Origin of the sequence: Thermomonas sp. (genome assembly GCF_025993755.1) — a bacterium.
Taxonomy (GTDB): Bacteria; Pseudomonadota; Gammaproteobacteria; order Xanthomonadales; family Xanthomonadaceae; genus Thermomonas.
In genome coordinates this window covers 30,391-53,338 of the sequence record NZ_JAMQHN010000029.1, presented here as the reverse complement: position 1 = coordinate 53,338, position 22,948 = coordinate 30,391, and the positions used below count along the sequence as shown (strand labels likewise).

Genomic DNA, 22,948 nt, shown 5'->3' with positions numbered 1-22,948 from the left:
CCCCATGATCCAGACCTCCCGGACGCACCTGTACCGACATTTCCACCGCATCGCCTGGTTGGCGACCGCGCTGGCGGCTGCGTTGATCGTGTTCGGCGCCTTCGTGCGCCTGTCCAACGCCGGCCTGAGCTGCCCGGACTGGCCGACCTGCTACGGCAGGGCGACCTGGCCGAGCGCTGCCGCCCAGGTGGCCGACCATGCCGCCACCGCGATCCGCCCGGTCGATCCGACCCGCGCCTGGCGTGAGCAGGCCCATCGCATGATCGCCGGTGGCCTGGGCGTTCTGGTGCTGACGCTGGCGCTGCTGGCGGCGCGCGAGCGCCGCCGCGGAATCGTCCAGGTCGCGTTGGCCGCGGCGCTGGTGGCGCTGGCGGTCCCGCTGTACATGCGCGGCGAGCACGCCAATGCCTCGATGCTGGCAGTGGCAGGCGAACTGCTCCTGCTGATCGGCGTCCTGCGCTGGTCGAATCTCGACCTGGCGCGAGCCAGCGCCTTGACCCTGATGGTGATCGTGTTCCAGGCCCTGCTGGGGATGTGGACCGTCACCTGGCTGCTCAAGCCCATCGTGGTGATGGGCCATCTGCTCGGCGGGCTGACGACCTTCGCCCTGCTGGCCTGGATCGCGTGGCGCGCCACCGACCTGCCGATCCTGAGCGTGGAGGCGCGTCGACTGCGCTGGCTGCTCGGGGTCGGACTGGCGCTTTTGGCCCTTCAAATCGCGCTCGGTGGCTGGACCAGCGCCAACTATGCGGCGTTGGCCTGCGGTACCGATTTCCCGCGTTGCGCCGGCCACTGGTGGCCGCAGCACGACTTCCGCGAAGGCTTCGTGCTCTGGCGCGGGATCGGCGTCGATTACGAGGGCGGCATCCTCGACAACCCGGCGCGGGTCGCTATTCAGGTGACGCACCGGCTGGTGGCGGTCGCGGTGTTCGTCTATCTGCTGGCGCTGGCCGGCAAGCTGCTGCGGATTCCCGGCCTGCGCGGATGGGGAGCGGCGCTGGCGCTGCTGGTCTGCGTCCAGGTCGGGCTGGGCATCGGCAACGTCCTGCTGGCGCTGCCGCTGCCCGTCGCCATTTCCCACAACGCCGGCGCGGTCGCGCTGCTGTTCGTGCTGGTGACGCTGCTGGCGCGGCTGCGGCCGCCGGAGGGCTGGGAATGAGCGGCTCGATCGCGGCGCAGTACTGGCGGCTGACCAAGCCGCGGATCGTGGCGCTGATCGTGTTCACCGCGATCATCGGCATGCTGCTGGCGATCCAGCCCGGCGAGGCCTGGCCGTGGGTCCGGATCGTTGCCGGGACGGTCGGGATCTGGCTGTCCGCGTCCAGCGCGGCGGCGATCAACCACCTGCTCGACCAGCGCATCGACAAGGTCATGGCGCGCACCGCCGACCGCCCGCTGCCGACCGGGGCGCTGCGTCCCGCGCAGGTGCTGGCCTTTGCCATCGTGCTCGGCGTCGCCTCGATGGCGGTGCTGCTGCTGTGGGTCAACCCGATCAGCGCGCTGCTGTCGTTCGGCGGCCTGATCGGCTACGCGATCGTCTATACCGGCTTCCTCAAGCGCGCCACGCCGCAGAACATCGTGATCGGCGGGCTGGCCGGCGCGGTGCCGCCGCTGCTGGGCTGGGCGGCGGTCACCGGCATGCACCAGGAGACCGATTGGGACTACGCGCTGCTGCTGGTGCTGATCGTGTTCGTCTGGACGCCGCCGCACTTCTGGGCGCTGGCGATCTTCCGCCGCGAGGACTACTCGCGCGCGCTGGTGCCGATGCTGCCCGTCACCCACGGCGTGGTCTATACCCGCTGGCAGATCCTGCTGTACACCATCCTGCTGGTGATCGCCTCGGTGCTGCCGTGGGTGGTGCACATGAGCGGGGTGTTCTATCTGGCCGGCGCACTGGTGCTGGGCCTGGTGTTCCTGTGGTACGCGTGGAGGCTGCTCGATCCGCCGGACGAGTTGTTCGCGATGCGCACGTTCAAGTATTCGATCTGGTACCTGATGGCGCTGTTCGCCTTCCTGCTGGTCGATCACTGGCTGCTGCCGCTGCTGGCAGCGCCGCCGGCGCTGGAGTTCGCGCCCGCCGCGTGAGCGACCTGTTCGCCCCGGCCGGGCCCGGTGGACGCACCTTGCTGGGCAGGCAGGCGCAGGTGCTGCTCGGGTTCGCGTTGCCGCGGGCGGACTGCCTGCTCGCCGGCATCGCGCAGGTCATTGCGCGGGCGCCCTTGCGCCAACTGACGACGCCGGGCGGCCATGTCATGCAGGTGGCGATGACCAACTGCGGCCTGCTGGGCTGGACCAGCGACCGTCGCGGCTATCGCTATGCCGATCGCGACCCGGGCAGCGGCCGGCCGTGGCCGGCGTTTCCCGAAGGGTTCCTGACGCTGGCGACCGACGCTGCGGCGGAAGCCGGTTTTCCCGGCTATCGCCCCGACGCCTGCCTGATCAACCGCTATGCCCCGGGAACGCGGCTGTCGCTGCACGTGGATCGCGACGAGGACGACCCGGTGGCGCCGATCGTGTCGGTCTCGCTCGGGCTTCCGGCCACCTTCCTGTGGGGCGGGCTTGCGCGCAGCGACAGGACCGTGCGCGTGCCGCTGGCGCACGGCGACGTGGTGGTCTGGGGCGGGGCCGACCGGATGCGTTTCCACGGCGTGCTGCCGGTGCCGCCGGGAACGCATCCGCAGGCCGGCGCGTTCCGCTACAACCTCACCTTCCGCAAGGTGCGCTGATCAGAGCTTGACCAGCTCCACCCGGCGGTTCTTGGCGCGTCCGGCTTCGCTGTCGTTGCCGGCGATCGGCTTGGTCTCGCCCGCGCCGCTGGGCTTCAGCCGGTCCTCCGCGATCCCGTAGTCCTCCACCAGCGCCGCCACCACGGCATCGGCGCGGCGCTGCGACAGCCGCAGGTTGGAAGCGTCGTCGCCGACGTTGTCGGTGTGCCCGACCACGCCCAGCTTCAGCTGCGGCATCTGCTTGAGCAGGTTGGCGATCTGCTCCAGCGTCGGTTTGGATTCCGGCTTGACCGTGGACTTGTTGGTGTCGAAGTAGATGCCGTACAGCGCGATGTGGCCGGCGGTTTCCAGTGCCCGGCGCATCTCGTCCGAGGTGACCGTCACCATCCGGTTCTGCATCGGCTTGGGCGAAATGGCGACCACCAGCACGCCGGTGCGGTCTTTCTGCGCCGTGCAGTAGAGGCCGCCTTCCAGTCCGAATGCGTACACGCCCACCGTGCGCATGCCGCCGCTGCCGTCGGGCAACTGGGCGAGGATGTAGCGCTGCTCGGTGGGATCGCCGGCGCTGGCGCACTTGCCGTTGCTGAAGTCGGCATCCTTGATTCGCGCGTGCGGATAGAGCTGTTCCAGCAGGCCCTGGGTGCCGCCGCCGTGGTCGTTGCCTTTCATGTCGCCGCCGCAGCCGGTGCCGCGGCAACCGTAGATCAGCCGCCCGCCGTTGGCCTTGATTTCGTCGATGTAATTGCGCATCACCTCGAGCGTCGAGGTTTCCGCCGGAGTGAAGTAGAGCAGACGGGTGTAGTCGCCTTCGGCGTGGACCGTTCTGGGCGCGACGGCCAGTTGGTTGTTCATCCCGTCGCGGCGTTCGCTGTTGTCAACGACCAGCTTGGAGGCGGGGAAATCCACCGCATCGAAGCCGCGATGTTCGTAGCTGATGATGAAGCTGCCCTCGAAGCGCTTCAGCCACGCCGGATCGCTGGAACCGGGCAGGTCCTTGGTCGGAAGGGTGGCGTCGGCGAAGGCGGAGGCGGACGCCAGGGCGATCAGGGCGCCGGCGAGAAGTGAGAGTAAGCGCACCTGGGAAGCTCGGTGATGTCAGGAGTCGAGGGATATTACGGGAAATCCCGCGGGGGCAGGACAGCGGGCGCGGGTCAATGCTGAATGCGTGCCCGCAGCAGATCCATCAGCTCCTGCGTGTCCGCCGTGTCCAGCCCTTCGCCGCGCTGGCGCAGCTGCAGTTCCTCGATGCGTTGCTGCAGCACCTGGCGGTCGAGCTGGGCGATGGCATCGAGGAAGTCGGCCTGCAGGCTGGCTTCCTCGCCGGGGAGGTCGAACACGGCCAGTTTCTGCAGCGACGGCAGCTCCTCGCGGCCCTCGAAATGTTCGAGCAGGGCACCGGTGCCCATGTCCGGGCGTTCGCCGATCAGCAGCACCAGTTCGGAGAGCAGTTCGATGCCCGGTTGTCGCAGCTGCGCGAAACGGTACGGCGGCGCAAGTTCCAGCGCGAACCCGGGATGCTGCAGCAGATGGGTGATCGCGGTGCGAACCAGGCTGGGCTTCTGCTTCGCGCCGAGCGCGCCGCGACCGCCGCGCGCCGAAGCCGTGGCGGCCTGCTGCGATCCGGACCCCGCGCGGACTCCCGTCAGTTCGCCCAGCCTCTGCCGCATCAAGTCGCCGAAGGCGCCGTCCGGGATCTGCGCCAGCAGCGGCTTGCAGCGTTCGGCCAGCCGCGCCTTGCCATCGAGGCTGGCGAGGTTGACGTCGGCCGACAGCTGGTTGAAGAAGAACTCCGACAGCGGCGTTGCCGCGCGCAGCCGCGCCTCGAAACCGTCCACGCCCTCCTTGCGGATCAGGCTGTCCGGGTCTTCGCCGTCGGGCAGGAACAGGAAGAAGGCCTGGCGCCCGTCCTTCAGGCGCGGCAACACCGATTCCAGCGCCTTCCACGCCGCCGCGCGGCCGGCGCGGTCGCCGTCGAAGCAGAAGAACACGTCGGCAGCGTTGCGGAACAGCAGCTCGGCGTGCTCGGACGTGGTCGCGGTGCCCAGCGTGGCCACCGCCTGCGAAACCCCGTACTGGGCCAGCGCCACCACGTCCATGTAGCCTTCCACCACGATCAGGCGTTCCAGCTTCGCGTTGGCCTGCCGCGCCTGCCACAGCCCGTACAGTTCGCGGCCCTTGTGGAACAGCGGCGTTTCCGGGGAGTTGAGGTATTTCGGCGAGTCTTCGGCGCTGATCACCCGGCCGCCAAAGGCGATCACCCGCCCGCGCCGGTCGTGGATCGGGAACATCAGCCGGTGGCGGAACTTGTCGTAAACATGGCCGCGCTCGTTTTTCGAAAACAGCCCGCCGCGTTCGAGCAGCTGCAGCCGCCTCGGGTCGGTGCCCAGCGCATCGCGCAGGGCGGAAAACCCTTCCGGCGCGTAGCCGATGCCGTAGCGATCGACGATCTCGGGCGCGATGCCGCGCTGCTCGACATAGGCGCGTGCCTTGTCGTTGCGCGTGAGTTGCGTACGGAAGAAGGTCGATGCCGCCTCCATCGCGCCGTACAGGTCGCGCGTTTCCGGATTGGCGTTGCGCTGGGCGGTGTCGCGCGGCACCTCCGCGCCCACGCGCCGCGCCAGCTCTTCGACCGCGTCGAGGAACTCCAGACGGTCGTACTGCATCAGGAAGCTGATCGCCGAGCCGTGCGCGCCGCAGCCGAAGCAGTGGTAGAACTGCTTGTTGGGCGATACCGTGAAACTGGCGCTGCGCTCGTCGTGGAACGGACAGCGCGCCGCGTATTCCTTGCCCTGCCGCTTGAGCGGCACCCGTGCGTTGATCACCTCGACGATGTCGGTGCGCGCCAGCAGGTCGTCGATGAAGGCGTCTGGGATGCGGGCCATGGGGCTAGTGTAGGGGGCTACAATTCCTCGCGCGCCGCCAGTGAGCGCAGGGCGTCGCCCTCCAGCCGCTGCACCGTCCATTCGTCCATGCCGCGGGCGCCGAGGGCGCGATAGAAGGCGATGGCCGGCGTGTTCCAGTCCAGCACGCTCCATTCGAAGCGGGCGCAGTCGCGCTGCACCGCGATGCGCGCAAGGGCGGCCATCAGTTGCTTGCCGAGGCCGCTGCCGCGGAAGGCGGGGCGCACGAAGATGTCTTCCAGATACAGCCCGCGCTTGCCGGTGAAGGTGCTGAAGTTGTGGAAGAACAGGGCGAAGCCGGCGGCAGCGTCGTCCACTTCCCCGATCAGCACCTCGGCGGCCGGCTGCGGGCCGAACAGCTGCGCGCGCAAGCCGTCGTCGGTGGCGACGGCGGCTTCGGGCATGCGCTCGTAGTCCGCCAGTTCCGCGATCAAGGTACGGATCAGCGGCACGTCATCCGGCACGGCGGGGCGGATCGACAGCACGGTACCGTTGGCCATGGTTCAGGCCAGCTTCTGCTTGACCAGCTTGCTGACCAGGCCCATGTCGGCCTTGCCGGCGAGCTGCGGCTTGAGCACGCCCATCAGCTTGCCCATGTCGGCGGCGGACGCCGCGCCGGTGGCGGCGATGGCCTTGTCGATCTCGGCGAGGATGCCGGCTTCGTCCATCTTCGCCGGCAGGTAGGCCTCGATCACGCCCATTTCATAGCGTTCCTGCGCGGCCAGGTCCTCGCGCGCGGCGGCCTCGTACTGGGCGATGGAGTCCTTGCGCTGCTTGACCATCTTCTCCAGCACGGCCAGCACCAGCGGGTCGGTCATCTCGACGCGTTCGTCGACTTCCTTCTGCTTGATTGCCGCGTTGATCAGGCGGATCGCGGCCAGGCGGGCTTTTTCGCCGGCCTTCATCGCGGTCTTCATGTCGTCGGTGAGCTGTTGCTTGAGGGTCATGATGGAATCCTGGGATGGGGGTGCAGAAACGCAAAAAGCCGGCCACGCCTGCGCGTGCCGGCTTTCGCAGCCAACCGGGCGCGCTCAGTACAGGCGCTGGCGCTTGGTGACGTCGCGCGAGCTGCGGCGAGCCTGACGCTTCACGGCAGCGGCGGCCTTGCGCTTGCGCTCCTGGGTCGGCTTCTCGTAGAACTCGCGCTTGCGGGTTTCGGCCAGCACGCCGGCCTTTTCGCAGGTGCGCTTGAAGCGGCGCAGGGCAAACTCGAACGGCTCGTTTTCGCGGACTTTGACGCTGGGCATTCGGAAACTCTCGTGGTCTTGGGCCCGCCAACTCGCGGCGGGGAGCTGCATATGGTAGCAGTACCGTCGGATTGAGTGCAAGATTGCCGGGATGAAGGTCCTGGGCATCGAATCCTCCTGCGACGAGACCGGCGTGGCGGTCTATGACACGTCCGTCGGCGGTTCGGCGGGCCTGCGTGCGCACGCGGTCTACAGCCAGATCGACCTGCACGCGCAGTACGGCGGGGTGGTGCCGGAACTGGCCAGCCGCGACCACGTCCGCAAGCTGCTGCCGCTGATCCGCCAGACCCTCGACGAGGCCGGGCTGGGCGTGGCCGACATCGATGGGGTGGCCTATACCGCCGGTCCCGGCCTGGTCGGCGCGCTGCTGGTCGGAGCGGCGGTCGGGCGGTCGCTGGCGTGGGCGCTGGAGGTGCCGGCGCTGGCCGTCCACCACATGGAAGGCCACCTGCTGGCGCCGCTGCTCGAAGACGACGCACCGGCGCCGCCGTTCGTGGCGCTGCTGGTCTCCGGCGGCCACACCCAGCTGATCGCGGTGGAGGCGATCGGGCGCTACCGGCTGCTGGGGGAAACCCTCGACGATGCCGCCGGCGAGGCCTTCGACAAGACCGCGAAGATGATGGGGCTGCCCTATCCGGGCGGGCCGCAGCTGGCGAAGCTGGCAGAGTCCGGAACCCCGGGCGCGTTCCGCTTCTCGCGGCCGATGACCGACCGGCCCGGGCTGGATTTTTCCTTCAGCGGGTTGAAGACGCAGGTGCTGCTGGCCTGGCGCGACAGCGACCAGGGCGGGCAGACCCGCGCCGACATCGCGCGCGGGTTCGAAGACGCGGTGGTCGATACGCTGGCGATCAAGTGCGAGCGTGCGCTGGACGCCGCCGAAAGCGACACGCTGATCGTGGCCGGCGGGGTCGGCGCCAACAAGCGCCTGCGCGCCCGGCTGACGGAGCTGTGCGAACGGCGCGGCGGCCGCGCCTGTTTTCCGCGTCCGGCGCTGTGCACCGACAACGGCGCGATGATCGCCTTCGCCGGCGCGCTGCGGCTGGCTGCCGGGCAGCGCGACGATGCCGCCATCCGGGCGGCGCCGCGCTGGGACATGGCAACGCTGCCGGCGCTGTGACCGGATCGAACCGGGTTCGAAGCGGGCCGTCCGGGCGGAGGCGCCGCGGCGACGTGCTGCGGGTATCCTGTCGCCATGATCGATACCGTTTTCATCGAAGGCTTGCGCCTTGAAGCCCTGATCGGCGTCCACGACCGCGAGCGCCATGCGCCCCAACCGCTGCTGCTGGATCTTCGGATGCGCTTCGACGTGCGCATTGCCGCCGTCAGCGACACCCTGGCCGATGCGCTCGATTACGAATCCATCAGCCGGCGGCTTGCCGAATTCGCGGCGCAGACCGATTTCATGCTGATCGAGACCCTGGCCGAAGGCTGCGCGGCGCTCGTCCTCGAGGAGTTCGGCGCCAGGGGTGTGTGGCTGAAACTGTCGAAACCCGGCGCGCTGCCCAATGCCACTGCCGCGGGCGTGGAAATCCAGCGCGGGAGTTTCGGCGAATGAGCGTGATCCTCGTTACCGGCGCCTCGCGCGGGATCGGGCGCGCCATCGTCAAACGCTTCGCGCGCGAGCACCATCACGTCATCGCCTGCGCGCGCGGACGGCAGGGGCTGGACGCGCTGGCCGCCGAGGTTCCGGGCGTGGAATGCCTCGCCTGCGACGTCCGCGATGCCGCCGCGGTCGATGCGTTGGCGAATGCGGTATCGGGGCGTCATGGCGCGGTCGACCTGCTGGTCAACAACGCCGGCGCGTTCCAGCCCGGCAGCATCGCCGGAGAAGCCGACGGCGTGCTGGAAGCCATGCTGCAGGCCAATCTGTTCGGCGCCTACCGACTGACCCGGCGCCTGCTGCCGGCGATGGTCGCGCGCCGCCGCGGCATGGTGCTCAACGTCTGCAGCACGGCGTCGATCGCCGCCTATCCCAACGGCGGTTCCTACAGCATCGCCAAGCACGCGCTGTACGGGTTCACCCGCAACCTGCGCGAGGAAATGAAGCCGCACGGCGTGCGCGTGGTGGCGCTGTTGCCCGGCGCAACCCATACCGACTCCTGGGCCGGCGTGCCGCTGCCGCCGGAGCGCTTCATGCCTGCCGAGGACGTGGCCGAGATGGCGTGGGCGGCGTGGAACCTGTCGCCGCGCAGCGTGGTCGAGGACATCCTGCTGCGGCCGCAGCGGGGCGACATCGGGGAGGCGGACTTCCAGTGAACGATCGGGTCACGATCCGGCTCGCCAAGGAGGCGATGAAGTTCTCCGCCGGCCACTTCACGATCTTTTCAGCGACCGAGCGCGAGCGCGTGCACGGCCACAACTTCGTGGTCGAAGTCGACCTGCAGGCGCGCATGCAGGGCAACGGCATGTGCTTCGACTACGGCATCTACAAGGCGAAGGTGATTGCCCTCTGCCGCGAGTTGAACGAATGGATGCTGCTGCCGATGCGCTCGCCGCACCTGCGCATCGAAACCGAGGGCGCGTGCGTTTTCGCTTGCTTCAACGGCGAGCGCATTCCGTTCCTGCAGCGGGACGTGAAGCTGCTGGATGTCGCCAACGTCACCCTGGAGGAACTGGCCGCCTGGTTCCTGCAGCGGCTGGGCGAAGACCGCGAGGCGCTGCGCGAGCACGCGATCGAGGACATCGAGGTGCGGGTGTCCTCGGGGCCGGGGCAGAGCGCCGGACGCCGCGCGAGCTTCGTCGAGTGACCGCGGGGATTCCCGAACCGGATGCCGACGCCCAGGCGCACAGCGCGCGCCTGCGCGACGTCATTGGCGAACAGATCATCGCCGCCGGCGGCCGGATGCCGTTCTGGAAATTCATGGAACAGTCGCTGTACGCGCCGGGGCTGGGCTATTACAGCGCCGGCGCGCACAAGTTCGGCGCGGGCGGCGATTTCACAACCGCGCCGGAGCGCTCGCCGCTGTTCTCGCAGTGCGTGGCGCACGCGCTGGCGCCGGTGCTGCGGCAGCTTGGCGATCTGGCTGTGTTCGTGGAACTGGGCGGCGGCAGCGGCGCGTTTGCCGAAGCCTGCCTGAAATCGCTGGACGCGACCGATGCGTTGCCGAAGCGCTACGCCATCCTCGAACCCAGCGCGGACCTGCGCCAGCGCCAGCAGTCGCGCTTGCGCGACGCACTTCCACCGGATCTGTTCGAGCGCGTGGACTGGCTCGACGGCCCGCTCGCGGAGCCGTGGGAGGGCGTGCTGTTCGCCAACGAGGTGATCGACGCGCTGCCCGCCTCGCGCTTCGTGGTGCGCGCCGGGCGGGTGCACGAGGAATGCGTTGCGCTGGACGGCGAAGGCCGCTTCGTCCGCGCCGAACAGCCGGCCGACGCGATGCTGGCTGCCGCCGTCCGGCAGGTCGAGGCGCAGCTTCCGGAACCGTTCACGGACGGCTATCGCAGCGAACTGCTGGTGCAGCTGCCGTACTGGGTGCAGGCGGTGGTCGGCGGGCTGCGCCGCGGCGCGCTGCTGTTCATCGACTACGGCTATGCCCGCAGCGAGTACTACCTGCCCGAGCGCAGCGACGGCACCCTGCGCGCGTTCCGCCAGCATCGGATGACCGCGGACGTGTTCGCCTGGCCCGGCCTGCAGGACATCACCGCGTCCGTGGATTTCACCGCGCTGGCGGAAGCCGGGGTCGGCGCCGGTTTCGAGTTCGCTGGCTACTGTTCGCAGGCCAGTTTTTTGCTCGGCAGCGGGCTGGCGCAGCGGTTGGCCGAAGCGGAGCCAAGGATTGCGGACGAGGCTGGGCGGCTTGCGCTGCACCAGCAGGTCAGGCTGCTGACCCTGCCCAGCGAAATGGGCGAACGGTTCCAGGCGATGGGCTTCCAGCTGGGCGTCGATTTCGACGAGGCCTTTCCCGTGGGCGACCTGAGTCACCGGCTGTGAGTGCGCGCCAGTCGCCGCTGGGGCGCTCGCTCAAACCGTTCAAACGGCCGTGGCTGTGGGCCGGACTGTGGATGCTGGCGGTTGCCGTGGTGGTCTTCGGTTCGCTGTTGCCGGCGCGGGATCTGCCGTCGGTCTCGCTGAACGACAAATGGGAGCATTTCCTCGCCTACGCCGCGCTATCGACGGGGGCGGTGCAGCTGTTCCAGCGGCGCCTGTCGTGGGGCTTTGCCTGCGTGGTGCTGGTGCTGCTCGGCATCGGGCTGGAATACGCACAGGGCGCGATGGGCATGGGTCGCAGCGCGGACCGCTTCGATGCGCTGGCGGACACCATCGGCGTGCTGGTCGGCCTTGCGACCGCGCTGACGCCGCTGCGCGATGCGCTGTTGTGGATCGACCGCAGGCTTTAGTGGATTTTGTGGGAGCGGCCTCTGGCCGCGACTGCCGCATCCCGTTTGATGGCTGTCGCGCGCAGGGCGCGCTCCCACAAAGACAGTTGCTCCTACAAGTTCTTTGGGCGCAGAAGAAACGCCGTCAATCCCGCGCCGCCGCCAGCGCGGCGATCCGCGCGTCGCGCAGGGCCGCGCCGAATGCCGGGCCGGTGAGACCGCGCGCGGCGATGGTATCGCTGCGTACCGCCAGCGCCGCCGTGTGCAATCGACGCAGCAGCGCGGCCTGCGGGTAGGGCGCAGCGTCCTTGCCCAGGCGACCGCGGGCATCGGCTTCGCAGACCGTGGCCAGCCGGTCGATGCGTTCGGGCTTGCGGAATCCGTCGCAGCGCACGATCAGATCGTGCACGGTGGCCGCCTTCAGTTCGGCGAGACGGTGGACGTTGAGATGTTCGCGGCAGCACAGCACCGCCAGGTCGCGGTGTTCGTTCGGTACCTTCAAGCGCTCGCTCAGCGCGATCGCGGGTGCGACGCCGCGCTGCTCGTGCATCAGATGCCGCGGCAGCATGTCCGCTGGCGTCAGCGCCTTGCCCAGATCGTGGCAAAGCGCCGCAAAACCGATCAGATCGTCGCCGGGCGCAAGCCGCGCCGCCATGTCGCAGACCAGTTCGACATGCGTGCCAGTATCGACTTCCGGGTGGTAGTCCGCGCGCTGCGGCACGCCGTACAGCGCCTCCACTTCCGGCAGGATCGCTCGCAGGGCGTCGGCCTCGCGCAGGGTGCGCAGGAAGGCGGAGGGCGCCGCGCTGCGCAGCGCCTTCGCCAGCTCCTGCCAGATCCGCTCCGGCACCAGATCCGACAGTTCGCCGCTGGCGGCCATTCGCCGCATCAGCGTCAGCGTTTCCGGCGCGACGGTGAACCCGAGCGCGGCAAAACGAGCCATGAAGCGTGCGGCGCGCAGCACCCGCAAGGGGTCCTCGTCGAAGGCGGGGCCGACGTGGCGCAGCACCCGCGACTGAATGTCGCGCACGCCGCCGAAGGGATCGACCAGACCGCCATCGGCAGCGCGTGCGATGGCATTGATGGTGAAGTCGCGCCGGCGCAGATCGTCTTCCAGCGTGACGGAAGGATCGGCGTGCGCCACGAAGCCGGTGTGGCCACGCCCCGACTTGCGCTCGGTGCGCGCCAGCGCGTATTCCTCGCCGCTGTCCGGATGCAGGAACACAGGAAAATCGCGCCCGACCTGCTTGAACCCGGAGTCCAGCATGTCCTGTACCGAAGCCCCGACCACCACGAAGTCGCGGTCGCCGGCCGGCAACCCCAGCAGCGCGTCGCGCACGGCGCCGCCGATGAGGTAGACCTGCGCGTTTTCCGGGAGTGAAATCATCAAGGGAGGATTGTCGCTGACGCCGTGGCTATGGCGCCGCGGCCGGGCACGCAAATTCCTTGCGTGGCCCGTTCGTGATCCCGACCATGCGGTCGCTGAGCCGCAGGGCGCTGCCGTTCATGCGCCAGTCGTAGACCGTGCTGAAGCTCAGGACGCGGGCGACGTATTCGCGGGTTTCCTTGTAGCCGATGGTTTCGATCCAGAAGTCCGGGTCGAGGTTCGGGCGCTGGGCCAGCCAGCGGTTGGCGGCGCCGGGGCCGGCGTTGTAGCCGGCGATCACCTGGTAGGGCTTGCCGTTGAAGCGGCCCAGCAGCTGCCGCAGGTAGGCGGTGCCAAGCGCGATGTTGGTGTCGGGGTCGTACAGCGCGTCCGCATTGGGCAGGGCGACGCCGGTCGTGCGCGCCAGGGTGGCGCCGGTCGAGGGCAGCACCTGCATCAGCCCGCGGGCGTCGGCGCTGGAGCGGGCGCGTGGATCGAAAATGGATTCGGCGCGGATCTCGGCGGCGACCCAGGCCGGATCGATGTTGTTGCGGGTTGCCTCCCTGCGGATGGTCGCGTCGTGGTGGAGCGGGAAGCGCAGCGAATACAGGCGCTGCTCGTCCGGATAGCGCTTGCCGGCGACGTTGACCAGGCCGAACACGCCGCGATCGAACCAGCCGTTGTCCTGCGCGACTTCGACCGCCAGCCAACGCTGCTGTGCGCTGAAGCGCGCGATGGCGGCGTTCCATTCGCGCGCGGCCCAGGCCTTGCGGCCGAGCATCTGCAGCTGCAGTGCGCGCACCAGTCCCGGGTCGCGGGCGATGGTCTGTTTGTCGCCTGGCGTTGCCGCTGTCTGCAGCGGGCAGAGGGCATACGGCTGGTCGAGCTTGTCGGCGGCGAGGAAGCCGTAGAAGTCGGTGCTGCGCGCGGCCTGCGCGTAGAGCGCCTTGGCGCCCGCCGTGTCGCCGGTCAATGCGCTGGTCCGTGCCGCGAAATACAGCCAGCGCGAATCGTTGCGCTGGGCGTCGGGCATGCGTTTGATCGCGGCCAGCGCGCCGGCCCAGTCGCTGCGGGCGATGGCCTCGCGCACGCGCCATTCGCGGAGCGTGGCGTCGTAGCCGACGTCCGGAACCGCCGCCAGCCGCCGTGCCGCCTCCGGTGCGAAGGCAGCCGCCGACTGCAGTGCGATCTGGGCCAGGACGCGACCGCGGTCGGCGTCGGTGAATTGCAGGGTCGAGGCCACGGAGGGAAGCAGCGTCTCGGCGTCACTGGGGTTCTTGCGCGCGAATTTTTCCAGCGCGGCTGCGGCCACCAGCCGGCTGCGCGCGGTCTTCGGCCAACTGCCGACATTCGCGCCGGGTGCGTCGATGTAGGCGGCCCAGGCGTTGGCCTGCGCGGCATCGGCTCCGGACAGGCCGCGCGCGATCGATCGCATGACGCTGGACTGCACCGCATCGGCGGCCTTGTCGAAGCGCTCCCACCGCAGCGCGTCGGTCAGGCCACCCTGCGCGGCGAGGATTGCGAACGGCGCATCGCACTGGCTGGGCAGCGATTTCCCGCTGCTGCGCCAGAGCGTCTGCGCTTCCAGCGTCCAGGCGGCGTCGGTGCGGTTGACCGCCATCAGCGCCTGCAGATGCAGGCAGCGCAGGGTGGCGTCGTCGATCGCCGGATCCCACTGCGCGAGAAAGACCGGCCAGGCGTTGCGCTTGGCGAGCGCCGCCAGCCATTCGCTGCGGAAGGCCGCTGCGACCGGCTCGCCTGGATGGGCGGCGATGAAGGCGTTGCCGCGATCGACCGGCAAGGTGTCGAGCCGGCTTCGCAACGCGGCGTATTCCAGCCAGCCCGCCAGCGGTTGCGCGCGGAATCCGGCCAGTGCGAGATCGTCCAGTCCGCCGCGCTCGGCGGCGTCGAAAGCGGCCTTCAGCGCCGGTGCCGGCGGCGCAATCCGGATCGGCGCGCGTGCGGGCAATGCGCCTGCCTGAGCCGGAGTCGAGGTGGCCTGCAGTGAGGGCGTGCTGCTGACGCCCAGCAGGAAAACGAGCAATATCGACGCGGTTTTGTGCATGACTGGACTATAACCGCTCTGAAATGAACACATTCCCCGCCCGCGACCGATGACGGCCCTGTTCCTGTATCTGCTGCTGGGCGCCTGCGTGGGCGTGCTGGCGGGTTTGCTGGGCATCGGCGGAGGTCTGGTGCTGGTGGCCGCGCTGGCGTGGCTGTTGCCGCGGATGGGCGTGCCGGTGGATGCGGCGATGCACGCCGCGCTCGCCACCTCGCTGGCCAGCATCGTGCTGACCGCGGCGGCCTCGGCGCGCGCGCACGATAGTCGTGGCAGCGTGCTGTGGCCGACGGTGGCGTGGATGGTGCCGGGCATCCTGCTCGGCGGCTGGCTGGGAAGCCGGTTTGCGATCGGCCTCGATGGCCGGGTCCTGCGCTGGTGCGTGGCGATCTACTGCCTGCTGGTGGCCGTGCAGATGCTGGGGTCGCGCACAAGGGAGGGTGGCGAACGGGCGGATGCGCCGCACGGGGCCGGGTATGCGTTGGCCGGTGGCGCGATCGGCTGGCTGTCGGCCATCGTCGGCATCGGCGGCGGCAGCCTGACCGTACCGCTGCTGGTCTGGCGCGGCGTGGCGCCGGTGCGCGCGGTCGGCACCTCGTCGGCCTGCGGAATCTTCATCGGCCTGGGCAGCGCGCTCGGCTATGCGCTGCAGGCGCCGGCCGGTGCGCTTGATCTGCCATGGTCGGTCGGCTACGTCTACCTTCCGGCGGCGCTGGGCGTGGCGCTGGGGTCGGTGACATGCGCGGCGCTGGGCGCGCGGATCGCGCATGCCATCAACGGGGCGTCGCTGCGACGCGTGTTCGCATTGTTCCTGCTGGTGGTGGGCGCGGCGTTTGCGTGGAGCGCGCTGGGCTGAAGCCGACGCGATCGCTCAGCGCAGCGCGTCTTCCGGAACGTCGAGGTCGACCGAGAGCGCCAGATGATCCGACTGTGCCGCCGGCACGGCGCGCATTCCGGCGATCGACAGCGCCGGCGTCACCAGCATGTGGTCGATCGCGCGCTGCGGGCGCCAGGACGGGAAGGTCGGGATGCGCTGCGCCGGCGGCTGGAGGTGTGTCTTGCGGAACAGCGAGTGCATCTCCCGGCAGTCGGGGTCGCAATTGAAGTCGCCCATCAGGACCGCATTCGGACTGTCGGCGAGCAGTTCGGCGATGAAGTCGAGTTGGTACTGGCGCGATTGGTTGCCCAGCGACAGGTGGGCGATGGCGACGGTCAGCGCGTCGCGGGCGTAGCCGAAATTCGCCAGCAGCACGCCGCGGCCGCTGATCCGGCCCGGAAGCGCGTGCTCTTCGATCGATTTGGGTTCGAGCCGGCTGAGCAGGCCGTTCGCGGTCGAGGCGAGGCCGCCGATCGTGCGATTGGGCTGGTGGCTCCACCAGGAAAAGCCGGCGCGCTCGGCGAGGTAGTGCGTCTGGTTGGTGAAGCCCGAACGCAGGCTGCCGGGATCGGTTTCCTGCAGCCCGACGATGTCGTGTTTGCCGGCGAGCTCGGCGATGGCGTCGAGCGCGCCGCGCTTGTTGCCGCCGGGCAGGACGTGCGACCAGCTGTGGGTGATGTAGTCCTTGTAGCCGCGCGTGCTGTTGCCGGCCTGGATGTTCGCGCTCAGAAGGCGCAGCCGGCGTTTGTCCATGGTCGGCGCATCCGCGCGAATCAGTTGGCGGCGGCCCCGGCCGCTGCCGCAGGCGCTTCGGAAGCAGGGGCCGGTGCGGCGGGCGCCTGTTCGGCGGCCGGCGCGGGGGCGCTCGCTCCGCTCAGCTTGCGGCGTTCGATCTGGACCAGCTGGTTGATGATCCGGAACATGTCGTCGACCGATTTGCCCTTGACCCGGTACTTGCCGTTGATCAGGAAGGCCGGCGTGCCCATCTGGTCGCCGTTGGCGAAGGCGGCGGTCATGTACTGGCGGGCGCGGTTGACCTTGGTGGCTACCGCGAAGCTCTGCATGCTGCTGACGAACTGCTTGGGATCCGCGCCGTAGTTGGCATAGAACGCGGCGATATCCTCAGGCGAATCCATGCCGCGCTCGCCCTTGAGGCTGCGGTCGATGTGGATTGCCCGGAACATTTCCTCATGGGTCTGCGGCACGATGCCCAGCGCGTCGGCGGCATAGAACGCCTTGGCGTAGTTTTCCCACGGCCCGCCGAATGCTGCCGGGATGGAAACGAAGTGCACGTCCGGCGGCAAATTGGCGCGCATCGCCGCCACGGTGGGCTCGATCGCGGCGCAGAACGGGCAGACGTAGCCGAAGAATTCGACCAGTTCGACCTGGTTCGGCGGCGTGTCGAAGGTTTCGCCGTTGGGGACCACCACGTAGTCGGTGCCTTCGACCGGAGGCGGAAGCCGCGCGGCCTCCTCTTCCGCCTTCTTGATCGCGGCGGCGGCGGCCGCCGCCCGCTGCGGGTCTTCCGCGCTGGCGGCCGCCACGGTTGCTCCGGCGCTGGCGCTCGCAGCGGAACCGCTGCCGGCCACCGGGGCCGGTGTCTCGCGGTTGCATGCGGCCAGCGGCAGCAGGGCGAGCAGAAGCAGGACGTGGCGCATGCGCATCATGGCGGGTTCCTTTGGACGAATCAGGGGCGTTTGGCCGCCGGTGCGGCGCGACGTGGCGCGAGCGCGACGACCACTTTGCGGGCATTGGCCAGCAGGTTTTCGTAGCTGTTGCCGAGGATCATGTAGCGGCCGGCGACGATGATCGAGGGGGTGCCTTCGACGCCGCTGCGCTGCGCGAATTCGTAGGCGGCGCGCAACTTCGGCAGCAGCGCGGCGTCGTTGGCCAGCGCGGCGTTGAAGGCGGCGGCGTTCACGCCGCGAATGCGGGCGGCGAACTGGCCGATCCTGGCGGCGTCGGCATCGCGCGGCAACGCGCCGGTTTCGTGAATCGCGGTGAACAGGCTGCGGTGGAGCAGCGGGATGGTCCGGGTGGCTTCTTCGGCGAAGTAGGCCCGCGCCCAGGTATCGTCGCGGCCGAACACGCCGGGGACATACACCAGACGCGCGTGGGGCGGCAGCGTCTTGGCCCAATCCTCGATCATCGGCGCGATATGCGCGCAGTGCGGGCAGGTGTAGGCGAACACCTCGGCCACTTCCACCATGCCCGGGGGCAGTTGGCGATAGGGCTGGCCGTCTTCGATGCGGGTGTATTCGACGCCTTCCGTCAGGCCGGGAAGGGTGGCCTGCGCCCGTGCGGCGAACGGTACGCTGGTCAGCAGCAGGGTGAAAAACAGCAGGATTGCACGCATCGAATCCGTCTCCGGGTTCAAGTCAGACAGGCCAGCCTGCGCGATTGCCGGCGAACGGTGGGTGAATGCGCGGCGTCACTGCGCCGTGCGCGCGTGCAGGCCTTGCACATAGCTGGACAGCGCGTGGATTTCCTCGTCGGTCAGGGTCTTGGCGACGCTGGCCATCAGATTGAAATGCGCGGGGTTGGCATAGGTCGTCGTGCCGGTGCGGTATTCCTCCAGCCGGCGCGTGACATAGGCTGCGTCCTGGCCGTGCAGGGCGGGATAGGCCGGGCCTGGGTTGCCCACGCCGGTAGCGCCGTGGCAGGCCATGCAGGCCGGGATGCCGCGGCTGGCGTCGCCGCCTCGGAACAGGCGTTCGCCGACTTCATAGAACTTCATGCCCTTGTTCGGGCCGCTGGCGATCACGCTGTCGTCGGCGATGCCGGCGCCGGATTTCTGGCTGGCAAACCACGCGCCGACGTTGCGCATGTCCTGCGCGCTGAGGATGGAGGCGAACGGCGCCATGACCGCGGCCAGCCCGGTGGTGCGCTGGCCGTTCTTGAACAGCTGGAGCTGGTCGGCGATGTAGCGCTCCGGCATGCCGGCGATGCGCGGCGCATTCTGCTGCATCGCGTTGCCGTCGAGGCCGTGGCAGGCCGCGCAGATGGCGGCCTTGGCCTGTCCGGCCTTGGCATCGCCCCAGTGCGCGGGGGCTTCGGTCAGCGGTGCGGCCTGGACCGGCGCGGCGTCGGGCGCGGGAATGGCCGTGCTCTGGGCGTAGGCGACGGCCGCAAGGGCAAGACAGGCAAGACCGGCAAAGGCATGGACGAGACGCATGCAAAACCCCGAAAGCGTGAGAAGCGGCCGATGGCCGCGAGACACCGAAATTATGGTCGGCAGGGCATCCGTGGTCAAACCGGCTCGGTCGGGGCGCCGGGTCGTGCGATGCTATGGCGATGGCGAATTCGAACCCGTTTATCGGCGCGCGCTACCTGCTGGCGGCGCACACCACGCAACAGCTGCCGCCCGACGGGGGCTTCGAGGTGGCGTTTGCCGGTCGCTCCAACGCCGGAAAGTCGTCTGCGCTCAATGCCTTGTGCCAGCAAAACGCGCTGGCCAGGGTGTCCAAGACGCCGGGGCGGACCCAGCAGCTGGTGTATTTCGGCGTTCCGCCCAAGGATGCGCGTTATCTGGTCGACCTGCCCGGGTATGGCTATGCCAAGGTGCCGCAGGAGTTGCAAGCGCACTGGCAGGCGTTCATCGGCGAGTATTTTCGCGACCGCTTCGCGCTGCGCGGACTGGTGGTGGTGATGGACGTGCGTCATCCGCTCAAGGATTACGACCGGATGATGCTGGCCCATGCCCGCGATCGCGGCCTGCCGGCCCATGTGCTGTTGACCAAGTCCGACAAGCTCAGCCGCGGTGCGGCGGGCAACACCCGGCAAGCGGTGCGGATGGAGCTGTGGCGGTTGTATGGCGAGGGCGTGAGCCTGCAGCTGTTTTCGGCGCAGTCGAAGCTGGGCGTCGACGAGTTGCGCGCGGTGGTGGCAGGCTGGCTGGAGCTTTAGGAAAGCGCCGATCTGGTCGGCATTGCTCCAGAGCTTTGCGCGCACGGCTGGAACGCTGCGGTCGTGTCGGCGTGTCGCTGCATTGACGCGGATGACGGTATCCTGAACCGCTTGTTTCAGGAATTCCCGATGTCCGGACCCAGCCATGCCAGCGACACGCCGATCACCGACCGCCGGCAACTGGCAGCGGTGATGGAAATGGGAGAAAAACCACGCGAAGCGTGGCGGATCGGCACCGAGCACGAGAAATTCGGCTTCCGGCTGGACGATCTGCGCCCGCCGACCTTCGACGGCGATCGCGGGATCGAGGCGCTGCTGACCGGGCTGACCCGCTTCGGCTGGCAGCAAGAGCAGGAAGCCGGGCACACGATCGCCCTGACCCGCGACAAGGCCTCGGTCACGCTGGAACCGGCCGGTCAGCTGGAACTGTCGGGTGCGCCGCTTTCGACCATCCATGAGACCTGCAAGGAAGTCGGCAGCCATCTGCGCGAGGTGCGCGAGGTGGCCGACGAACTGCAGCTGGGTTTCCTCGGCATGGGCTTCCAGCCGAAGTGGGCGCGCGCCGACATGCCGTGGATGCCCAAGGGCCGCTACCGGATCATGCGCGAGTACATGCCCAAGGTCGGCCGGCTCGGGCTGGACATGATGACCCGCACCTGCACCGTGCAGGTCAACCTCGACTACGCCTCTGAGGCGGACATGGTGGAAAAGTTCCGCGTCTCGCTGGCGCTGCAGCCGATCGCCACGGCGCTGTTCGCCGATTCGCCGTTCACCGAAGGCAAGCCCAACGGCTTTCTCAGCTACCGTTCCCACATCTGGACCGACACCGATCCCGGCCGCACCGGGATGCTGGATTTCGTGTTCGAGGACGGCTTCGGCTACGAGCGCTACGTCGATTACCTGCTCGACGTGCCGATGTACTTCAGCTACCGCGACGGGCGCTACATCGACGCCAGCGGCAAATCGTTCCGCAAGTTCCTCAAGGGCGAACTGGACGTGCTCCCCGGCGCGCTGCCGACCCTGCGCGACTGGAACGACCACATGACCACGGCCTTCCCCGAGGTGCGGCTGAAGAGTTTCCTGGAAATGCGCGGCGCCGACGGTGGACCGTGGAGCCGGCTGTGCGCGCTGCCGGCGTTCTGGGTCGGGCTGCTGTACGACCAGACCGCCCTCGATGCCGCCTGGGAACTGGTCAAGGATTTCACCATGGACGAGCGTCACGCCCTGCGCGACGGCGTCCCGAGGCACGCCCTCAAGCTGCCGTTCCGCGGCGCGACCGTGCGCGAGCTGGCGCGCGAGGCGCTGAAGATTTCCGCGCACGGGCTGGCGCGCCGCGCCCGACTGAACTCGAAAGGCGCGGACGAATCCCGCTTCCTCGACCCGCTGCTGGAAATCGTCGAATCCGGGCAGACGCCGGCCGAACGCAAGCTGGAACTGTTCAACGGCGAGTGGTACGGCAGCGTCGATCCGGTGTTCTGCGAATTCGCGTATTGAACGGCGGCGGATGCGCCGCCGATGGCGGCATGCGGTTCGCCCGCGTCTATGATGACGCGATGGATTGCTTGCGTTCAGGAGAGTGCCGATGAAATCCCGCGCCGCCGTTGCCTTCGCCGCCGGCCAGCCGCTGCAGATCGTCGAGATCGACGTCGCGCCGCCGCGCAAGGGCGAGGTGCTGGTGAAGATCAGCCACACCGGCGTGTGCCACACCGATGCCTTCACCCTGTCCGGCGATGATCCGGAGGGCCTGTTCCCGGTCGTGCTCGGGCATGAGGGCGCGGGCGTGGTGGTCGAGGTGGGCGAAGGCGTCACCAGCGTCGCGCCGGGCGACCACGTCATCCCGCTGTACACGGCGGAATGCGGGCAGTGCCTGTTCTGCAAGTCGGGCAAGACCAACCTGTGCACGGCGGTGCGCGCCACCCAGGGCAAGGGCGTGATGCCCGATGGCACGACCCGCTTCAGCCACGACGGCCGGCCGCTGTACCACTACATGGGCTGCAGCACCTTCAGCGAATACACGGTGGTCGCGGAAGTCTCGCTGGCCAAGATCAATTCGGAAGCCAACCACGAGCAGGTCTGCCTGCTCGGCTGCGGCGTCACCACCGGACTCGGCGCGGTGAAGAACACCGCCAAGGTGCAGGAGGGCGACACCGTGGCGGTGTTCGGACTCGGCGGGATCGGCCTCGCCGTGATCCAGGGTGCGCGGCGGGCGAAGGCGGGGCGGATCATCGCCATCGACCGCAATCCGGCCAAGTTCGAGAAGGCGCGCGCGATGGGCGCCACCGACTGCATCAACCCGCAGGATTTCGACCAGCCCATCCAGCAGGTCGTGATCGAGATGACCGGCTGGGGCGTGGACCACAGCTTCGAGTGCATCGGCAATGTCGAGGTGATGCGCGCAGCGCTGGAATGCGCACACCGCGGCTGGGGCCAGAGCATCATCATCGGCGTGGCCGGGGCGGGCAAGGAGATTGCCACCCGCCCGTTCCAGCTGGTCACCGGGCGCAAGTGGATGGGCACCGCCTTCGGCGGCGTCAAGGGCCGCAGCCAGCTGCCGGGGATGGTCGAGGAAGCGATGCGCGGCGAGATCGAGCTGGCGCCGTTCGTGACCCACGTGCTGCCGCTGGATCGGATCAACGAGGCCTTCGACCTGATGCACGACGGCAAGTCGATCCGCAGCGTCGTCCATTTCTGAAGCAGGTCTCCACGATGGAACGCATCGAACATCGCGCCTGTTTCGGCGGCTGGCAGGACGTGTACGAGCACGCATCGGCGGCGCTCGGTTGCACGATGCGCTTCGCCATCTACCTCCCGCCGCAGGCGCAGGACGGCCCGGTGCCGGCGCTGTACTGGCTGTCGGGCCTGACCTGCAGCGAGCAGAATTTCATCACCAAGGCCGGCGCGCAGCGCTACGCGACGGAACACGGCATCGCCATCGTCTGTCCGGACACCAGCCCGCGCGGCGAGGATGTGGCCGATGTGGAAGGCTACGATCTCGGCAAGGGCGCGGGGTTTTACGTTGATGCCACGCAGCTTCCGTGGGCGGCGCATTACCGCATGCACGATTACGTGGTGAACGAACTGCCGGCACTGATCGAAGCGAATTTCCCGGTGACGACCGCACGTGCCATCAGCGGGCATTCGATGGGCGGGCATGGCGCGTTGACCATCGCGCTGCGCAATCCCGGCCGCTATCGCAGCGTGTCGGCGTTTTCGCCCATCGTTGCGCCATCGCGAGTGCCGTGGGGGCGGAAGGCGTTTGCCGCGTATCTGGGCGAGGATGCGGAATCGTGGAAGCGGTACGACGCCTGCGAACTGGTGAAGTCGGCCATGGGGAAGCTGCCGATCCTGATCGATCAGGGCGAGGCCGACGAGTTCCTCGACGACCAGTTGAAACCCTGGCTGCTGAAGGAAGCCGCGGATGCGGCGGGCTATCCGGTGTACCTGCGCATGCAGCCCGGCTTCGACCACAGCTATTACTTCATCGCCAGCTTCATCGGCGAGCACATCGCGCATCACGCCAAGGCGCTGATGGAGGCCTGAGCCGGAG

Annotated in this window: 25 protein-coding genes; 14 read left to right on the top strand and 11 right to left on the bottom strand. The window is 68.8% G+C overall.

Translation table 11 applies throughout. From position 1 onward, the window contains the following. Positions 1 to 4: 4 nt before the first annotated feature. The 3 genes from Q0X16_RS02370 to alkB are packed head-to-tail and all read left to right on the top strand — an operon-like array spanning position 5 to position 2,726. Complete coding sequence (locus tag Q0X16_RS02370) at positions 5 to 1,159, top strand: COX15/CtaA family protein (RefSeq protein WP_297830220.1); 1,155 nt, start codon at positions 5 to 7, stop codon at positions 1,157 to 1,159. Beyond that, positions 1,156 to 2,085 carry a heme o synthase gene (gene cyoE / locus Q0X16_RS02365; protein WP_297830218.1) on the top strand — a complete coding sequence of 310 codons (930 nt, stop codon included), beginning with the start codon at positions 1,156 to 1,158 and terminating at the stop codon, positions 2,083 to 2,085. Before Q0X16_RS02370 ends, cyoE begins: the two co-directional genes overlap by 4 nt. Next, positions 2,082 to 2,726 (top strand): DNA oxidative demethylase AlkB, encoded by a 645-nt coding sequence (gene alkB, locus Q0X16_RS02360; protein ID WP_297830217.1) that lies wholly within the window; start codon positions 2,082 to 2,084, stop codon positions 2,724 to 2,726. The genes cyoE and alkB overlap by 4 nt, the downstream gene beginning before the upstream one ends. Here alkB and Q0X16_RS02355 read toward each other — a convergent pair whose 3' ends face one another. The 5 genes from Q0X16_RS02355 to rpsU form a co-directional block, all read right to left on the bottom strand. Beyond that, the gene (locus tag Q0X16_RS02355; RefSeq protein ID WP_297830215.1) at positions 2,727 to 3,803 is read right to left on the bottom strand and encodes an OmpA family protein; all 1,077 of its coding nucleotides are present in this window, start codon (positions 3,801 to 3,803) and stop codon (positions 2,727 to 2,729) included. A gap of 74 nt (positions 3,804 to 3,877) precedes the next feature. Next, on the bottom strand, positions 3,878 to 5,608 hold the full coding sequence (gene dnaG / locus Q0X16_RS02350) for a DNA primase (protein ID WP_297830213.1): 1,731 nt from the start codon (positions 5,606 to 5,608) through the stop codon (positions 3,878 to 3,880). A gap of 17 nt (positions 5,609 to 5,625) precedes the next feature. Beyond that, the gene (locus tag Q0X16_RS02345; RefSeq protein WP_297830211.1) at positions 5,626 to 6,126 is read right to left on the bottom strand and encodes a GNAT family N-acetyltransferase; all 501 of its coding nucleotides are present in this window, start codon (positions 6,124 to 6,126) and stop codon (positions 5,626 to 5,628) included. Between the two features lie 3 nt (positions 6,127 to 6,129). Next, positions 6,130 to 6,573: a GatB/YqeY domain-containing protein gene (locus Q0X16_RS02340; RefSeq protein ID WP_297830209.1), complete on the bottom strand. Its 444-nt coding sequence runs from the start codon at positions 6,571 to 6,573 to the stop codon at positions 6,130 to 6,132. An 84-nt stretch (positions 6,574 to 6,657) separates the two neighbouring features. Next, on the bottom strand, positions 6,658 to 6,873 hold the full coding sequence (gene rpsU, locus Q0X16_RS02335) for a 30S ribosomal protein S21 (protein ID WP_056134345.1): 216 nt from the start codon (positions 6,871 to 6,873) through the stop codon (positions 6,658 to 6,660). Positions 6,874 to 6,964: 91 nt separating this feature from the next. Here rpsU and tsaD point away from each other — a divergent pair, with 91 nt between their 5' ends. The 6 genes from tsaD to Q0X16_RS02305 all read left to right on the top strand — a co-directional run bounded on the left by tsaD (position 6,965) and on the right by Q0X16_RS02305 (position 11,211). After that, entirely contained in the window at positions 6,965 to 7,990 is a 1,026-nt protein-coding gene (gene tsaD, locus Q0X16_RS02330; protein ID WP_297830207.1) for a tRNA (adenosine(37)-N6)-threonylcarbamoyltransferase complex transferase subunit TsaD, read from the top strand. A 78-nt stretch (positions 7,991 to 8,068) separates the two neighbouring features. Further along, positions 8,069 to 8,428, top strand: coding sequence for a dihydroneopterin aldolase (gene folB, locus Q0X16_RS02325; protein WP_297830280.1), 360 nt, complete (start codon positions 8,069 to 8,071; stop codon positions 8,426 to 8,428). Next, positions 8,425 to 9,129, top strand: a complete 705-nt coding sequence (locus Q0X16_RS02320) for an SDR family oxidoreductase (protein ID WP_297830205.1) — start codon at positions 8,425 to 8,427, stop codon at positions 9,127 to 9,129. Before folB ends, Q0X16_RS02320 begins: the two co-directional genes overlap by 4 nt. Continuing rightward, positions 9,126 to 9,620, top strand: a complete 495-nt coding sequence (locus tag Q0X16_RS02315) for a 6-carboxytetrahydropterin synthase (protein ID WP_297830203.1) — start codon at positions 9,126 to 9,128, stop codon at positions 9,618 to 9,620. Before Q0X16_RS02320 ends, Q0X16_RS02315 begins: the two co-directional genes overlap by 4 nt. Then, on the top strand, positions 9,617 to 10,804 hold the full coding sequence (locus Q0X16_RS02310) for an SAM-dependent methyltransferase (RefSeq protein WP_297830202.1): 1,188 nt from the start codon (positions 9,617 to 9,619) through the stop codon (positions 10,802 to 10,804). Before Q0X16_RS02315 ends, Q0X16_RS02310 begins: the two co-directional genes overlap by 4 nt. Before the next feature lie 71 nt (positions 10,805 to 10,875). Next, the gene (locus tag Q0X16_RS02305; protein ID WP_297830278.1) at positions 10,876 to 11,211 is read left to right on the top strand and encodes a VanZ family protein; all 336 of its coding nucleotides are present in this window, start codon (positions 10,876 to 10,878) and stop codon (positions 11,209 to 11,211) included. Between the two features lie 124 nt (positions 11,212 to 11,335). Here the strand turns inward: Q0X16_RS02305 and Q0X16_RS02300 are convergent, their stop codons facing one another. Next, positions 11,336 to 12,577 (bottom strand): multifunctional CCA addition/repair protein, encoded by a 1,242-nt coding sequence (locus Q0X16_RS02300; protein ID WP_297830277.1) that lies wholly within the window; start codon positions 12,575 to 12,577, stop codon positions 11,336 to 11,338. Between the two features lie 28 nt (positions 12,578 to 12,605). Beyond that, positions 12,606 to 14,621, bottom strand: a complete 2,016-nt coding sequence (locus Q0X16_RS02295) for a lytic transglycosylase domain-containing protein (protein ID WP_297830200.1) — start codon at positions 14,619 to 14,621, stop codon at positions 12,606 to 12,608. 49 nt (positions 14,622 to 14,670) lie between these two features. Between Q0X16_RS02295 and Q0X16_RS02290 the strand changes: the two genes are divergently transcribed. Next, positions 14,671 to 15,474 carry a sulfite exporter TauE/SafE family protein gene (locus tag Q0X16_RS02290; RefSeq protein WP_297830198.1) on the top strand — a complete coding sequence of 268 codons (804 nt, stop codon included), beginning with the start codon at positions 14,671 to 14,673 and terminating at the stop codon, positions 15,472 to 15,474. A gap of 15 nt (positions 15,475 to 15,489) precedes the next feature. On the opposite strand, the gene Q0X16_RS02285 is transcribed toward Q0X16_RS02290, so the two are convergent. The 4 genes from Q0X16_RS02285 to Q0X16_RS02270 form a co-directional block, all read right to left on the bottom strand. After that, the gene (locus Q0X16_RS02285; RefSeq protein ID WP_297830196.1) at positions 15,490 to 16,248 is read right to left on the bottom strand and encodes an endonuclease/exonuclease/phosphatase family protein; all 759 of its coding nucleotides are present in this window, start codon (positions 16,246 to 16,248) and stop codon (positions 15,490 to 15,492) included. Between the two features lie 20 nt (positions 16,249 to 16,268). After that, the gene (locus Q0X16_RS02280; RefSeq protein WP_297830194.1) at positions 16,269 to 17,162 is read right to left on the bottom strand and encodes a thiol:disulfide interchange protein DsbA/DsbL; all 894 of its coding nucleotides are present in this window, start codon (positions 17,160 to 17,162) and stop codon (positions 16,269 to 16,271) included. Between the two features lie 20 nt (positions 17,163 to 17,182). Then, positions 17,183 to 17,851 carry a DsbA family protein gene (locus tag Q0X16_RS02275; protein ID WP_297830192.1) on the bottom strand — a complete coding sequence of 223 codons (669 nt, stop codon included), beginning with the start codon at positions 17,849 to 17,851 and terminating at the stop codon, positions 17,183 to 17,185. 75 nt (positions 17,852 to 17,926) lie between these two features. Further along, positions 17,927 to 18,670, bottom strand: a complete 744-nt coding sequence (locus Q0X16_RS02270) for a c-type cytochrome (protein ID WP_297830190.1) — start codon at positions 18,668 to 18,670, stop codon at positions 17,927 to 17,929. A gap of 119 nt (positions 18,671 to 18,789) precedes the next feature. Between Q0X16_RS02270 and yihA the strand changes: the two genes are divergently transcribed. The 4 genes from yihA (at position 18,790) to fghA (ending at position 22,941) form a co-directional block, all read left to right on the top strand. Then, positions 18,790 to 19,401: a ribosome biogenesis GTP-binding protein YihA/YsxC gene (gene yihA, locus Q0X16_RS02265; protein ID WP_297830187.1), complete on the top strand. Its 612-nt coding sequence runs from the start codon at positions 18,790 to 18,792 to the stop codon at positions 19,399 to 19,401. A 129-nt stretch (positions 19,402 to 19,530) separates the two neighbouring features. Further along, positions 19,531 to 20,895, top strand: coding sequence for a glutamate--cysteine ligase (locus Q0X16_RS02260; RefSeq protein ID WP_297830185.1), 1,365 nt, complete (start codon positions 19,531 to 19,533; stop codon positions 20,893 to 20,895). Positions 20,896 to 20,983: 88 nt separating this feature from the next. Beyond that, entirely contained in the window at positions 20,984 to 22,093 is a 1,110-nt protein-coding gene (locus tag Q0X16_RS02255; RefSeq protein ID WP_297830183.1) for an S-(hydroxymethyl)glutathione dehydrogenase/class III alcohol dehydrogenase, read from the top strand. 14 nt (positions 22,094 to 22,107) lie between these two features. Then, entirely contained in the window at positions 22,108 to 22,941 is an 834-nt protein-coding gene (gene fghA, locus Q0X16_RS02250) for an S-formylglutathione hydrolase (protein WP_297830181.1), read from the top strand. Positions 22,942 to 22,948: the final 7 nt, after the last annotated feature.